Genomic DNA, 13746 nt, shown 5'->3' on the forward strand with positions numbered 1-13746 from the left:
TCAAATACCCCTGCACCCGTGCCGCCGCCCCGGCGCTTGACCCCTCGCGCGCCAGGGCCTATCTGAACCTCGCGCGGATGGCCGGATGACCGCGGCGGCAACGTCGAGGAAAGTCCGGACTCCATGAAGATACGGTGCCGGGTAACGCCCGGCGGGGGCAACCCCAGGGAAAGCGCCACAGAGATGAGACCGCCCGTGCCTGCACGGGTAAGGGTGAAACGGTGGGGTAAGAGCCCACCGCGGGCCTGGCAACAGGACCGGCACGGCAAGCCCCACCGGGAGCAATGCCGAATAGGGACCGCGCGTCGCAAGACAGGGCCATCTTCGCCCCAGCAGGTCCGGGTTGGCAGCTAGATCCCGTCGGCAACGGCGGGGCCAGAGGAATGGTCATCCAAGGGGGCGACCCCTGGACAAAATCCGGCTTACAGGCCATCCGCGCATATCCGCTGCCCGCGCCGGGCGAAATCCGGTGATTCCCGGTTGACTTCGCCCGTATGGCGGCTAAAAGGCGGCTTCCAAGAGATTCCACGGGGTTCGCGAGCGAAGCGTCTTTCCCCGCAGCAGGAGCAAGACAATGGCGAAGCCGACCACCATCAAGATCCGCCTGAACTCGAGCGCCGGGACCGGGCATTTCTACGTGACCAAGAAGAACGCCCGCACGATGACCGAGAAGATGACGGTCAACAAATACGACCCGGTTGCCCGCAAGCATGTCGAATACAAGGAAGGCAAGATCAAGTAAGATCTGCCCCTTCGTGACGAACAGCCAAGGCCGCGTTTCCGGACAGGGACGCGGCCTTTGCCATGCCTGCACGGCCGGCTTGCGTCAGGCCGGATCGCCGTCGCGGCCGGCCGTTCCTGTGCGGTTCAATGAAAATCCCGCGACTTCGGCAGCATCCTGACCTGGCGCGGATGCTGCGGCCGGGGCGCGGGCAGGTCGCGCGGGCTTTCGCCCGCCAGCCGCAGCAGCGCATCCGAGCGGTCGCCCAGCCATTGCGCGACGACATGGGTGACGCCCTCGGCGCGCTGGACCTGGCCATGCACCTCGAGCAGGCGGGCGGTCATCGTCACGCGGCGGAAGCGGTCGAAGACATTTTCCCACAGCACCAGATTGGCGATGCCGGTCTCGTCCTCCAGCGTGACGAAGCAGACGCCCTTGGCGCTGCCCGGGCGCTGGCGCACCAGCACGATCCCGGCCATGCGCAGGGGCGCGCGGTTCGGCAGATCGGCTAGCCCGGCGGCGCTGACATAGCCCTGCGCCTGCATCGAGCGGCGCAGGAAGGCCATGGGATGCGCCTTCAGCGACAGGCGCTGGGTCTGGTAATCGGCGGTCACCTGTTCGGGCAGCGGCATGGCGGGCAGGGCGACGGCGGGCTCGGCGCCCTCGTCGCGGGCCCCGAACAGCGGCAGGTCCGGCGCGTCGCGCAGGGCGCGCGCCTGCCACAGCGCCGCCCGCCGGTCGAGACCCATCGAGCGCAGCGCATCCGCCGCCGCGATCACCCGGATGGCGCGCGCGTCGAGCCCGGCGCGGGTCTTCAGCGCGGCCAGCGAGCCATAGGGCGCCGCCCCGCGCCGCATAGCGATCCGGTCGCCCGCCGCCTTGCCCAGCCCCTCGACCTGGCGCAGGCCCAGCCGCAGGGCGATGCTGCCGGGGCCTGTCTCCAGCCGGTTGTCCCAGGTGCTGGCATTCACATCCACCGGCAGCACGGTGACGCCATGGTCGCGCGCATCGCGCACGATCTGCGCGGGCGCATAGAAGCCCATCGGCTGGCTGTTCAGCAGCGCCGCCGCGAAGGCGGCCGGGTAATGGCATTTTAGCCAGGACGAGACATAGGCCAGATGCGCAAAGGCGACAGCATGGCTTTCCGGAAAGCCGTAATCGCCGAAACCCTTGATCTGGTTGAAGCAACGCTCGGCGAATTCGCGCTCATAGCCGCGCCTGACCATGCGGCCGACCATCTTGTCCTGCAATTGCTCGATCGTGCCGCGCGAGCGGAAGGTGGCCATGGCCTTGCGCAGCTCATCCAGTTCGTCGGGCTGGAACTCGGCGGCGACCATGGCGATCTTCATCGCCTGCTCCTGGAAGATCGGCACGCCCAAGGTGCGCTCCAGGATGGATTTCAGCTCGTCCGGGTCGCCGCCCTGGGGAAAGGGATAATCCACCGGCTCGCCATTGCGGCGGCGCAGATAGGGGTGGACCATATCGCCCTGGATCGGGCCGGGGCGGACGATGGCGACCTGGATCACCAGGTCGTAGAATTCCCTGGGCCGCAGGCGCGGCAGCATGTTCATCTGCGCCCGGCTTTCGACCTGGAAGGTGCCCAGGCTGTCGCCCCGCCGCAGCATCTCGAAGGTTGCCGGGTCGTCCTCGTCGAAATCCGACAGGGTCAGCCGCCTGTCGTGATGCTTCTCGATCAGTTCGAAGCATTTCCGGATGCAGGTCAGCATCCCCAGCGCCAGCACATCGACCTTGAGGATCCCCAGCGCGTCGATGTCGTCCTTGTCCCATTCGATGAAGCTGCGCTCGGGCATGGCGGCATTGCCGATGGGCACGGTTTCGTGCAGCGGCCCCTCGGTCAGGATGAAGCCGCCGACATGCTGGGACAGGTGGCGCGGCATGCCGATCATCTGCTCGGCCAGCCTGATGGTGCGTGCCAGCAGCGGATCGGAGGGATCGACACCGGCCTGGTCGGGATGGGCGGCCTGCATGCTGTCGCCCCAGCTGCCCCAGACGGTATTGGCCAGGGCCTGCGTCACGTCCTCGGACAGGCCCATGACCTTGCCGACCTCGCGGATGGCGCTGCGCGGGCGGTAATGGATCACCGTGGCGCAGAGCCCGGCGCGATGGCGGCCGTATTTGTCATAGATGTGCTGGATCACCTCCTCGCGGCGCTCATGTTCGAAATCGACGTCGATGTCGGGCGGCTCCTTGCGGGTGTCGCTGAGGAAACGCTCGAACAGCAGCTGGTGCTTGGCGGGGTCGACCGGGGTGATGCCCAGCACGAAGCAGACCGCGGAATTGGCGGCCGAGCCGCGGCCCTGATGCAGGATCCGGTTTTCCTTGGCGAAATTCACGATCTCGTGGATGGTCAGGAAATAGGGCGCATAGTCCTTGCGCCCGATCAGGTCCAACTCCTTGCGCAGCGTCGCTCGCACCTGCGGCGGGATGCCGTCGGGATAGCGTTCACCGGCGCAAGCCCAGGTCAGCGCCTGAAGATGCTGCTGTGGGGTCAGGCCCTCGGGCACGGTTTCGTGCGGATATTCGTATTTCAGCTCGTCCAGCGAAAAGCGGCAGCTGTCGGCGATCTCGCGCGTGGCGCGGATGGCCTGCGGCCAGTCGGCAAACAGGCGTTCCATCTGCGCGGGGGATTTCAGATGCCGTTCGGCATTCTGCGACAGCAGCAGGCCCGCCTTGGCGATGGTGGTGCCCTCGCGGATGCAGGTCATCACGTCCTGAAGCGGGCGGCGGTCGGGGGCGTGGTAATGCACGTCATTGGTGGCAACGATCGAAAGCCCCGCCGCCCGCGCCGCCCGGTCCAGCCGGTTGATCCGCGCCCGGTCGTCGCCGCGATAAAGCCAGCTTGCCGCGACATGGGACAGCTGCGGCAGCCGCGCGGCCAGCTCGGGCAGGGGCGACAGATCGTCGCCCGGCAGCCAGATCAGCCGCAGTCCTTCGGCATGGGCGGCAAGGTCGTCAAGGCTCAGGTCGCAGCGGCCCTTCTTCTGCCAGGCCCCGTCCAGATCGGCGCGGCGGCCCTTGGTGATCAGCGTGGCCAGCCGGCCATAGGCGGCGCGGTCGGTCGGATAGGCCAGGAAGCCGGTGCCATCCGCTAGCACGATCCGCGCGCCGACGACCGGACGCAGGTGCAGTTTATTCGCCGTGGCATGCAGCCGCACCACCCCGGCCAGGCTGTTGAGATCGGCGATTCCCAGCGCGTCATAGCCCAGCAGATGCGCCGCCAAGGCCAGTTCGCTGGGCTGCGAGGCGCCGTGCAGGAAGCTGAAGGCGCTGGTCACGCCCAGTTCGACATAGGCCGAGGCCGGGTTCGGGACGGCAACCTCGGGCAGTTTCAGGGCGCTGCGGGGGTGGTGGTCGGGCATCAGGCGAAGATCCCGTGCAAAAACCAGCGCGGGGCGCCGCCGCGGCCGTCCTGGACCAGCCCCTCGCGATAGATCCAGAGCCGGCGGCCGTGGTCGTCCTCGATGCGGAAATAGTCGCGCAGCCTGGTGCCGGGGCGGTCCTGCCACCATTCCGGCGCGATGCGCTCCGGTCCGGCGTGGCGGGCGACGCGCAGGATCTGGCGGCGCCAGATGAATTGCGCCGGCGGGCCCTCGGGGATGGCGTAAAGCACCTGGATCTCCTCGGGCGGGGTCAGCAGGCGCAGCGGGCGGTCGGGCCGGGCCGGGGGTGCCGGGCTGTCGTCCAGCGGCGGGCCGGGGATTTCCGAGCGTTCGGGGATATGGCTGTCCTGCGGCAGCGGCCGGCTGATTGCGGCGGCGCCAAAGCGCGCGACCAGCCGGTCGACCAGGCGCGAGAGCGCCAGCGCCTCGGGGGCGCTGCCGTCCAGGGTGGGCTGGGCCTGGGCCATGGGCTCGACCGCCTCGGCCGACAGGCGGATCAGGTCGAAGCCATAGCCGGGATCCAGCCGGTCCAGCCGGCCCTGGAACAGCCGCAGCAGATGCGCGGGATCGCGGGCCGGGGCGGCCAGCGCGACGCGGATGTCGCGCCGCTCGCCATCGACGCGGAACACCGACAGGCAGAGCCGGCGGCAGCCGCGATCCTGCGCCGCCATGTCGGCGCAAAGCTGTCCGGTCGGGCCGGGCAGCCAGTCCGAGGGGTCCATGACCGGCTCGGCCAGCCGGGCCTCGGCGGCGAATTCGGCCGGCGGCTCGGGCGCATCCAGCGGTTCCGCCGCGCGTCCCAGCGCCTGGTCGAGCCGGATCAGCGGGTTGTCGGCCGGCGCGGCCCGGGCGAAGCGGCGCATCAGCGGCAGGCGCGGCAGCGCGGCCAGATCGCCGATGGTCTTCAGCCCCAGCCGGCGCAACAGCAGCAGGGTTTCCTCCGACAGCCGCAGCCCGGCGACCGTCAGCGGCGCCAAGGCTGGCAGCGGATCGGTGCAGATCGCGCGTTCGGGTCCGAAGCGGGCCAGCGCCCAGGCCGCGCCGCGCGTCGGCGCCAGCGCCAGCCGGCAGGATAATCCGGCGCGGGCGAATCCGGCCTGGATCTCTGCCAGCAGCGCGGGCTCGCCGCCGAACAGATGCGCGGTGCCGGTGGTGTCGAGGATCAGCCCGTCCGTGCCGTCCACGGCGCCGAACGGCCCCCAGCGCCGGATCCAGAACGCCAGCCGGGCCAGCCGGGCGGCGTCCTGCGCGGGCTGGGCATCCTCGACCCGCAGCTCGGGGCAGATGCTGCGGCAATCGACCACGCGGGCGCCGGGCCGGGCGCCGGCCTCTTCGCCGGCCCGGTTCGCGGCATGGACCACGGGCCCATGCGGCCCGGAAGCCGCCAGCGCCAGCGGCACCGCGTCAGGCCAGGCCGCGCCCTGCCGCGCGCGCTGGTGCAGCCAGCTCTCGATCGCGAGGCGGGGCAGAAAGATCGAGACGATCCGCCGCCCGGTCATGGCGCGCCACCCAGGTCGAGGGCGGCTGGCCGCGCGCCCGGAACAGCTCGGCCAGCCAGTGCGGATCGCCGGGCGCCTTGGGATCGTCGGGGTCGGGGGCCGAGGGCAGGGCCGACAGCTGCCAGCGCATCCGCGCCGCGCTGGCATCGGGCCGGGCGGCATGGCGGATCAGCCAGCAGGGCAGGCCGGCGGCCTCGGCGCGCAGGGCCAGGCGGCGGCTGGCGGTAAAGCTCAGCGCCGGGGGGGCGCCATGGATCTCTCCGACCACGGCGGCCAGGGCGCGGCTGCGCAGGCCGTCCTCCAGCGCGGCCAGCACATCGGCGGGGCGCGTCAAGTCCAGCCGCAGCAGCGCCCGGCCGGTGCCGGGCAGGAAAGGGGCGCCGAATTCCGCCCGGCTGAGCCGGTCCTGCGCCCAGAGCACCCGCCCCGGCGGCAGCGCGGCCAGCACGAATCCCGCCGCCGCGGCATCCAGGGGGTGCCGGGAATCGAAGGCCTCGGACAGGGTGGCGCCGGCGAGGCGCGGCACCGCGGGGGCTGGCGCCCGTCCGAAAGGCGTCACCCCGCGCAGGAAAGGGTGGGCGGTCATGGCTCGTTCAAGATGTTCCTTGTTTGTTCTAATTCTGCGCGAGGGATTCGTCAATCGGCCGGGCATGCTTGGGTCAGGGCTGAGCGGTTCGAGCCATGGCCGGTGCTTCCGGACATCCGGGCCCGTTTCTGGGGTCCTGTTGCACGCAAGGGCTCTGCGACAGGGTTTCTGAGCGCGGGCTTGCCGTCAGGTCGGCGAAGCAGACCGGAATCCTGCGCCCTGACGGTCGAAGTCCCGGGTCATGAAGCACTAACCCAGCAGGTCCACGCAGCCCATCTTCGTTTTGGCGCGGCGGCAGTGGCACCATCGTTGTCACAGCACTCCGCCAGGTAATCTCGCTGTGCGCAGGGCTTCATTTCTGGCGACCGCACCGGCTGGCTTCCGCGGCTTGGCCTTCCTGCATGGCGGGATGAGATGGGTCTGCGCTCGGCGACGCTAAGCACCGTCTGCGGTTACACTTCCGATCTCCTCGTCGCCGGGCCTTGCCTGGGCAGGTGGGACGGACAGTGCCGCCAACGTGACCTTCGGTAATCTCGGTTGCCGGATACCCGAGGCTCCCTCGTTATCCGGGGACGGATCTGCGCCTGTTCCGTTGCTTGGCGCCGCCATGCTTGCGTGCATGCTGTCGAAAGACGAGAGCCTTCTTGCAGCGCGACAGCGTGCTGACGTCGGGCTCCGTCCAGTCGAGCAAGACCATGCCGAACAGCGCCTTCACCGGCAGGCATGTCTGCTGTCGGCCCCGACGACCGTCGGGGTGGCATTCCAGAGCATGCGAATGTCAGGCGGGAGGGCACCCTGGCGCTTGATTGTGCGCTGGTCAGTCACTTCGTTGTTGTCAGTCTGACAGCAAGGACAGTCATCCTCTGAATCCATGACGGACATAATCCGCGGAATTCGCGCAACAGAGCCTCTGCAAGTGAAAAAGGCGGCACCGGGTGCCGCCTTCTTACTCAGGGCGCAGATCAATCGGCCGTCAGCAGCGGCGGCTTCGAGTTGCTGATCTTGGGCGTTTCCGGGCCGGTGATGTCGAAAACGGGCTTGTCGTCCTCGATCCGCACCCGCACGATCCCGCCCTTGGTCAGGCGACCGAACAGCAGTTCCTCGGCCAGCGGCTTCTTGATCGTCTCCTGGATCACGCGACCCAGCGGCCGGGCACCCATCTTTTCGTCATAGCCCTTTTCGGCCAGCCAGTCGGCGGCTTCGGAGGTCAGCTCGATATGGACGCCGCGATCGATGAGCTGGGCTTCCAGCTGCAGCACGAATTTCTCGACCACATGGACCACCACCTCGCGCGAGAGGGCGGCGAAGCTGATGATCGCGTCCAGCCGGTTGCGGAACTCGGGCGTGAAGGTGCGCTCGATGGCGGCGGTATCCTCGCCCTCGCGCTTTTCGCGGCCGAAGCCGATGGCCGCCTTCTGCATGTCCGAGGCGCCCGCGTTCGAGGTCATGATCAGGATCACGTTGCGGAAATCCACCTGCCGGCCGTTGTGGTCGGTCAGCTTGCCGTGGTCCATCACCTGCAACAGGATGTTGTAGACATCCGGATGCGCCTTTTCGATCTCGTCGAGCAGCAGCACGCAATGCGGATGCTGGTCCACGCCATCGGTCAGCAGCCCGCCCTGGTCGAAGCCGACATAGCCCGGAGGCGCGCCGATCAGGCGGCTGACCGCATGTTTCTCCATGTATTCCGACATATCGAAGCGCAGCAGCTCCACGCCCAGCGTGCTGGCGAGCTGCTTGGCCACCTCGGTCTTGCCGACGCCGGTCGGGCCGGCAAACAGGTAGTTGCCGATCGGCTTCTCGGGCTCACGCAGCCCGGCCCGGGCCAGCTTGATGGCCGAGGCCAGGGCCTCGATCGCCGCATCCTGGCCGAAGACCAGCCGCTTCAGCGTCGCGTCCAGATCCTTCAGCACCGCCGCATCGTCCTTGGAGACGCTTTTCGGCGGGATACGGGCGATCTTGGCCACCACGGCCTCGATCTCTTTCGGGCCGATGGTCTTGCGGCGCTTGCTTTCGCTGACCAGATGCTGGGCGGCGCCCGCCTCGTCGATCACGTCGATGGCGCTGTCGGGCAGCTTGCGGTCGTTGATGTAGCGGCTGGCCAGCTCCACCGCCGACTTGATCGCGTCATTGGTATAGCGCAGGTCGTGATGCTTTTCGAAGCTGGGCTTCAGGCCCATCAGGATCTTGATCGCATCGGGCACGGTCGGCTCGTTCACGTCGATCTTCTGGAAGCGCCGCGACAGCGCGCGGTCCTTCTCGAAATGCTGGCGGAACTCCTTGTAGGTGGTCGAGCCCATGCAGCGCAGCTTGCCGCCGGCGAGCGCCGGCTTCAGCAGGTTCGAGGCATCCATCGCCCCGCCCGAGGTGGCGCCGGCGCCGATCACGGTGTGGATCTCGTCGATGAAGAGGATGGCGTCGGGATGCTCTTCCAGCTCCTTGACCACGGCCTTCAGCCGCTCCTCGAAATCGCCGCGATAGCGGGTCCCGGCCAGCAGCGCGCCCATGTCGAGCGAGAAGATGGTCGAGCCGGCCAGCACGTCCGGCGTCTCGCCGCGGGTGATCTTCAGCGCCAGGCCCTCGGCGATGGCGGTCTTGCCGACGCCCGGATCGCCCACCAGCAGCGGGTTGTTCTTGCGCCGGCGGCACAGCACCTGGATGCAGCGCTCGACCTCGTCGGCGCGGCCGATCAGCGGGTCCACGTCGCCCTTGGCGGCCTTGCGGTTCAGGTCCACGCAATATTTCGCGAGCGCGGTTTCGTCCTTGGCGGGCGCGGCTTCGGCCTGGGCCTGCTCGCCCTGGTGCTCGGCGCCCTGGACCGGACGGTTCTCCGAGAAGGAGGGATTCTTGGCGACGCCATGGGCGATGAAATTCACCGCGTCATAGCGGGTCATGTCCAGTTCCTGCAGGAAGAAGGCGGCGTTCGATTCCCGCTCGGCGAAGATGGCGACCAGCACGTTCGCGCCCGTCACCTCGGTCCGGCCCGAGCTTTGCACATGGATCGCCGCGCGCTGGATCACGCGCTGGAAGGCGGCGGTCGGAACGGCCTCGGATCCCTCGACATCGGTGATGAGGGTCGACAGGTCGTCTTCGATGAACTCGACCAGCATCCGGCGCAATTCGTCCAGATCGACGTTGCAGGCCCGCATCACCTTCACGGCATCGGGCTCTTCCGTCAGCGCAAGCAACAGGTGCTCGAGCGTGGCAAGCTCATGGCGATGGTCGTTGGCCAGCGCGAGGGCGCCATGGATGGCCTGTTCCAGCGAGGTCGAAAAGGAAGGCACTTCAAGCTCCTGTCAGTCGGCTGGCGGTTTGGGCCGCCATATCTAGCGGTCCACCTGACCAGACTGTCACGATACAGTTAAGAATTGGTGGATTTTCGCGCAATTCAAGCGGTAATTGCTTCCGCTCATGCCGAATTTCCCGCGGCTGAGGCAGATGTGATGATTGGCAGGCGAAATTTCAAGCAGCCCGCCCGCCGGCGGCGCCCCGGCGCCACGAGGGCGGGATGCTGTTCGAATTCGCTTGCCGCGTTGCAGAAACATCTCAGAATACGTCCTTGCGCCGGCGCAGCTCGGCAAAGACGCGGGCATCGGATTCGCCCTGCAAGCCCAGGGAATCCCGCAGTTCCGCCACGCGCAGGAAGGGATTCGTCGCCCGTTCCTCGGCCAAGGTCGAGGGCGCGCAGGGCCGCGCGCCCGCCGCGGTCTCCGCCAGGCGTTTCTGCAATGCGGCATTGTCCGGCTCGACCGAGAGCGCGAAGGCGCCGTTGCCGCGGCAATAATCGTGGCCGGAACAGACCAGCGTTTCCCCTGGCAGCGCATCCAGGCGTGAGAGCGAGTCCCACATCGTTTCGGCGTCGCCCTCGAACAGCCGGCCGCATCCCAGCGCCATCAGGCTGTCGGCGGTGAAGACCATGGCCGATTCCGGCAGGTGGAAGGCGATGTGGCCGATGGTATGGCCGGAGACGTCGATGACCTCGGCCGGCTCGCCGCAGATCCGCGCCGTCTCGCCGGGCCGGACGGCCAGGTCCAGCGGCGGCAGGCGGGCGGCGTCCTGCGCATTGCCCATGACGCGCGCGCCGGTCATCCGGACCAGTTCGGGCACGGCCTGGATATGGTCGGCGTGATGATGGGTCAGCGCGATCAGGTCCAGCGACCAGCCGCGCGCGGCGAGTTCCGCGAGGATCGGCGTGGCTTCGGGGGCGTCGATCAGCGCGGTCTGGCCGTTGCCGTTGAGCAGCCAGGCATAGTTGTCGGTCAGGCAGCGGACGGGGACCAGTTCCAGCGGCATTGGCAAAATCCTCTCTTTGCCGCAGTCTGGCCGGGCGAAGCGGGGGACGCAATGCATCACGACGTCTATGAGCTACGGAAGTTCTACTATACCCGCGCGCTGGGCCGGGTGGTGCAGCGCGTGCTGCGCGACCGGCTGGGTGGCATGTGGCCGCCCGAGCAGACCCAGGGCATGACCGTGGCGGGCTATGGCTTCGCGGTGCCGCTGCTGCGGCCCTGGCTGGGGCGGGCGCGGCGGGTGATCTCGCTGATGCCGGGGCCGCAGGGGGTGATGGCCTGGCCGGCCGGGCTGCCGAATTGCTCGGCCCTGTGCGAGGAGACGGCCTGGCCGCTGGACACCGGCAGCGTCGACCGGCTGGTGCTGCTGCATGCGCTCGAGACCGCCGACCATCCGGCGGCGCTGATGGACGAGGCCTGGCGGGTGCTGGGGCCGGGCGGGCGGATGCTGGTCATGGTGCCGAACCGCGCCGGCCTCTGGGCGCGGTCCGAGACGACGCCCTTCGGCTTCGGCCGCAGCTATACCGCCGGGCAGCTGGATGCCCAGGCCCGGGCGGCGGGCTTCGTCGCCGAGGGCACCGGCGCGGCGCTTTACATCCCGCCCTCGGACCGGCGCTTCTGGCTGAAGAGCGCCCAGATGTGGGAGCGGGCGGGGCTGCGCATCAGCCAGGTGCTGGTGGCGGGCGTGGTGCTGTCCGAGTTCAGCAAGCAGGTGCAGGCCCCGGTCGGGCGCGGCCGCAAGGTCAGCGTGCCGAGCCCGCTGGCCGTGCTGGAAGGCATCGCCCGGCCGCGGCCGGCGGGGCAGGGCGCGGGGCGCACGGTGCGCGGGCGCACGCAGCCCGAATCTGTGGCACGATTCCCCGGCGCAGAGCCGGGCGGGAATTAGCTTCGCGCGCGCGAGGCCGGCCGGCGCGGCGACTGTTTGCGCAATCGGGGTCGGGACCGGCGTCACATGGGTGCCGCAGGGGCCGCAAACCCTCGCATTTCCGTGTTCAAGGCGGTTGCGGCAGGGAAAAGCACCTGCTAGAGACGCCGCAGATTTCGGGAAGGCCCTAGCCCGCCGTGCCATGGCCCCCATTTGACCCGCGCTCCGCGACAGACCGGCCCGAACGCCGGCCCGCCTGCGGAGCTTGCGCTAACCGGAAGGATGACCGTGGCCAATTCCGCTTCGATTTCCGCTGATATCGCCGGGCGTTATGCGCAGGCCCTGTTCGATCTGGTCCGGGACGCGGGAGGGATCGACACCCTTTCAGCCCAGATCGACGACCTGGCCTCGGCCTATGACGCCAGCGCGGATCTGCGCGATCTGACCGTCTCGCCCCTCTACGACCGCCGCCAGCAGGAGGCCGCCATCGGCGCCCTGGCCGCCAAGATGGGCCTTTCGCCCGAGCTGGCGAATGTCCTGCGCCTGATGGCCCGGAACCGCCGGCTGTTCGCGCTGCCGCAACTGATCGCCAAGCTGCGCGGCCTGATCGCCGATGCAAAGGGCGAGGTCACCGCCGACGTGGTCAGCGCCCAGGCGCTGAGCGACGACCAGAAGTCCCGCCTGACCGACGCGCTGGCCGCGAAATCGGGCAAGAAGGTGAAACTGAACGCGCGCGTCGATGAAAGCCTCATCGGCGGCATGATCGTCAAACTGGGCTCGCAGATGATCGACAGCTCGATCCGCTCGAAGCTCGCCTCCCTCCAGAATGCTATGAAAGAGGTCGGATAATGGGAATCCAGGCTGCCGAAATCTCGGCCATCCTTAAGGATCAGATCAAGAATTTCGGTCAGGACGCCGAGGTGGCCGAGGTCGGGCAGGTGCTGTCCGTCGGTGACGGCATCGCCCGCGTCTACGGCCTGGACAAGGTTCAGGCCGGCGAGATGGTCGAATTCCCCGGCGGCATCCGCGGCATGGTGCTGAACCTTGAAACCGACAACGTCGGCGTCGTGATCTTCGGCGACGACCGCTCGATCAAGGAAGGCGACACCGTCAAGCGCACCGGCGCCATCGTGGAAGTCCCGACCGGCAAGGGCCTGCTGGGCCGCGTGGTGGACGCGCTGGGCAACCCGATCGACGGCAAGGGCCCGATCGCCGACCCGATCATGGCCATTGCCGACGTGAAGGCCCCCGGCATCATGCCGCGCAAATCGGTGCACGAGCCGATGGCGACCGGCCTGAAATCGGTGGACGCCATGATCCCGGTCGGCCGCGGCCAGCGCGAGCTGATCATCGGCGACCGCCAGACCGGCAAGACCGCCATCGCGCTGGACACCATCCTGAACCAGGCGAACTACAACGGCCGCGAGGCCGATGGCATGAAGACCCTGCACTGCATCTATGTCGCCGTCGGCCAGAAGCGCTCGACCGTGGCCCAGCTGGTGAAGAAGCTGGAAGAGACCGGCGCCATGGCCTATACCACCGTCGTGGCCGCGACCGCCTCGGACCCGGCGCCGATGCAATACCTGGCGCCCTATTCGGCGACCGCCATGGGCGAATATTTCCGCGACAACGGCATGGATGCGCTGATCATCTATGACGACCTGTCGAAACAGGCCGTGGCTTACCGCCAGATGTCGCTGCTGCTGCGCCGTCCGCCGGGGCGTGAAGCCTATCCGGGCGACGTGTTCTACCTGCACTCGCGCCTGCTGGAGCGTTCGGCCAAGCTGAACGAGGCCAACGGCGCCGGCTCGCTGACCGCGCTGCCGATCATCGAAACCCAGGCGGGCGACGTTTCGGCCTATATCCCGACCAACGTGATCTCGATCACCGACGGCCAGATTTTCCTGGAAACCGAGCTGTTCTTCCAGGGCATCCGCCCGGCCGTGAACACCGGCCTGTCGGTGTCGCGCGTCGGTTCGGCCGCCCAGACCAAGGCGATGAAATCCGTCGCCGGCCCGGTCAAGCTGGAACTGGCCCAGTATCGCGAGATGGCGGCCTTTGCGCAGTTCGGCTCGGACCTCGACGCCGCGACGCAGAAGCTGCTGAACCGCGGTGCCCGCCTGACCGAGCTGATGAAGCAGCCGCAATATTCGCCGCTGACCAATGCCGAGATCGTCATCGTGATCTATGCCGGCACCAAGGGTTACCTGGACAGCATCCCGGTCAATGACGTGACCAAATGGGAACAGGGCCTGATCCAGTATCTGCGCAACCAGAAAGCCGACCTGCTTGAGGACATGACCAGGAACGACCGCAAAGTCAGCGGCGATCTTGAGGATGCGATCAAGGCGGCTCTGGACGGTTACGCCAAGACCTACGCCTGAG

Annotated in this window: 9 protein-coding genes, 1 other RNA gene and 1 pseudogene; 5 read left to right on the plus strand and 6 right to left on the minus strand. The window is 68.2% G+C overall.

Annotated features, from left to right (window positions below):
* The first annotated feature begins 73 nt into the window (after positions 1 to 73).
* Positions 74 to 441, plus strand: an RNA gene (gene rnpB / locus PARN5_RS22915) — RNase P RNA component class A.
* 133 nt (positions 442 to 574) lie between these two features.
* Positions 575 to 742 carry a 50S ribosomal protein L33 gene (gene rpmG, locus PARN5_RS0111010; protein WP_017999830.1) on the plus strand — a complete coding sequence of 56 codons (168 nt, stop codon included), beginning with the start codon at positions 575 to 577 and terminating at the stop codon, positions 740 to 742.
* A 125-nt stretch (positions 743 to 867) separates the two neighbouring features.
* Here the strand turns inward: rpmG and PARN5_RS0111015 are convergent, their stop codons facing one another.
* The 6 genes and pseudogenes from PARN5_RS0111015 to gloB form a co-directional block, all read right to left on the minus strand.
* On the minus strand, positions 868 to 4101 hold the full coding sequence (locus tag PARN5_RS0111015) for an error-prone DNA polymerase (protein ID WP_017999831.1): 3234 nt from the start codon (positions 4099 to 4101) through the stop codon (positions 868 to 870).
* A complete protein-coding gene (locus PARN5_RS0111020) occupies positions 4101 to 5621 on the minus strand; it encodes a DNA polymerase Y family protein (protein ID WP_017999832.1) in 1521 nt (506 codons plus the stop codon). Before PARN5_RS0111020 ends, PARN5_RS0111015 begins: the two co-directional genes overlap by 1 nt.
* A complete protein-coding gene (locus tag PARN5_RS0111025) occupies positions 5527 to 6207 on the minus strand; it encodes a hypothetical protein (protein ID WP_017999833.1) in 681 nt (226 codons plus the stop codon). The genes PARN5_RS0111020 and PARN5_RS0111025 overlap by 95 nt, the downstream gene beginning before the upstream one ends.
* Positions 6208 to 6359: 152 nt before the next feature.
* Positions 6360 to 7080: pseudogene (locus PARN5_RS24550) on the minus strand (IS5/IS1182 family transposase); the annotation flags it as partial.
* An 89-nt stretch (positions 7081 to 7169) separates the two neighbouring features.
* Complete coding sequence (gene clpA / locus PARN5_RS0111030) at positions 7170 to 9491, minus strand: ATP-dependent Clp protease ATP-binding subunit ClpA (RefSeq protein WP_017999834.1); 2322 nt, start codon at positions 9489 to 9491, stop codon at positions 7170 to 7172.
* A gap of 262 nt (positions 9492 to 9753) precedes the next feature.
* A complete protein-coding gene (gene gloB, locus PARN5_RS0111035) occupies positions 9754 to 10500 on the minus strand; it encodes a hydroxyacylglutathione hydrolase (RefSeq protein WP_017999835.1) in 747 nt (248 codons plus the stop codon).
* A 51-nt stretch (positions 10501 to 10551) separates the two neighbouring features.
* Here gloB and PARN5_RS0111040 point away from each other — a divergent pair, with 51 nt between their 5' ends.
* The 3 genes from PARN5_RS0111040 to atpA all read left to right on the plus strand — a co-directional run bounded on the left by PARN5_RS0111040 (position 10552) and on the right by atpA (position 13745).
* Positions 10552 to 11382 carry a methyltransferase domain-containing protein gene (locus PARN5_RS0111040; RefSeq protein ID WP_017999836.1) on the plus strand — a complete coding sequence of 277 codons (831 nt, stop codon included), beginning with the start codon at positions 10552 to 10554 and terminating at the stop codon, positions 11380 to 11382.
* Between the two features lie 261 nt (positions 11383 to 11643).
* Complete coding sequence (locus PARN5_RS0111045) at positions 11644 to 12210, plus strand: F0F1 ATP synthase subunit delta (protein ID WP_017999837.1); 567 nt, start codon at positions 11644 to 11646, stop codon at positions 12208 to 12210.
* Positions 12210 to 13745 carry a F0F1 ATP synthase subunit alpha gene (atpA, locus tag PARN5_RS0111050; RefSeq protein WP_017999838.1) on the plus strand — a complete coding sequence of 512 codons (1536 nt, stop codon included), beginning with the start codon at positions 12210 to 12212 and terminating at the stop codon, positions 13743 to 13745. The genes PARN5_RS0111045 and atpA overlap by 1 nt, the downstream gene beginning before the upstream one ends.
* The last annotated feature ends 1 nt before the right edge of the window (position 13746 follow it).

The organism is Paracoccus sp. N5 (genome assembly GCF_000371965.1).
In the GTDB taxonomy this organism is placed as follows: Bacteria; Pseudomonadota; Alphaproteobacteria; order Rhodobacterales; family Rhodobacteraceae; genus Paracoccus.

Coding starts and splice junctions, on each gene's coding strand:
- PARN5_RS0111045 (WP_017999837.1), top strand. CDS start 11,644: ATGACCGTGGCCAATTCCGCTTCGATTTCCGCTGATATCGCCGGGCGT.
- PARN5_RS0111020 (WP_017999832.1), bottom strand. CDS start 5,621: ATGACCGGGCGGCGGATCGTCTCGATCTTTCTGCCCCGCCTCGCGATC.
- rpmG (WP_017999830.1), top strand. CDS start 575: ATGGCGAAGCCGACCACCATCAAGATCCGCCTGAACTCGAGCGCCGGG.
- PARN5_RS0111040 (WP_017999836.1), top strand. CDS start 10,552: ATGCATCACGACGTCTATGAGCTACGGAAGTTCTACTATACCCGCGCG.
- PARN5_RS0111015 (WP_017999831.1), bottom strand. CDS start 4,101: ATGCCCGACCACCACCCCCGCAGCGCCCTGAAACTGCCCGAGGTTGCC.
- gloB (WP_017999835.1), bottom strand. CDS start 10,500: ATGCCGCTGGAACTGGTCCCCGTCCGCTGCCTGACCGACAACTATGCC.
- atpA (WP_017999838.1), top strand. CDS start 12,210: ATGGGAATCCAGGCTGCCGAAATCTCGGCCATCCTTAAGGATCAGATC.
- PARN5_RS0111025 (WP_017999833.1), bottom strand. CDS start 6,207: ATGACCGCCCACCCTTTCCTGCGCGGGGTGACGCCTTTCGGACGGGCG.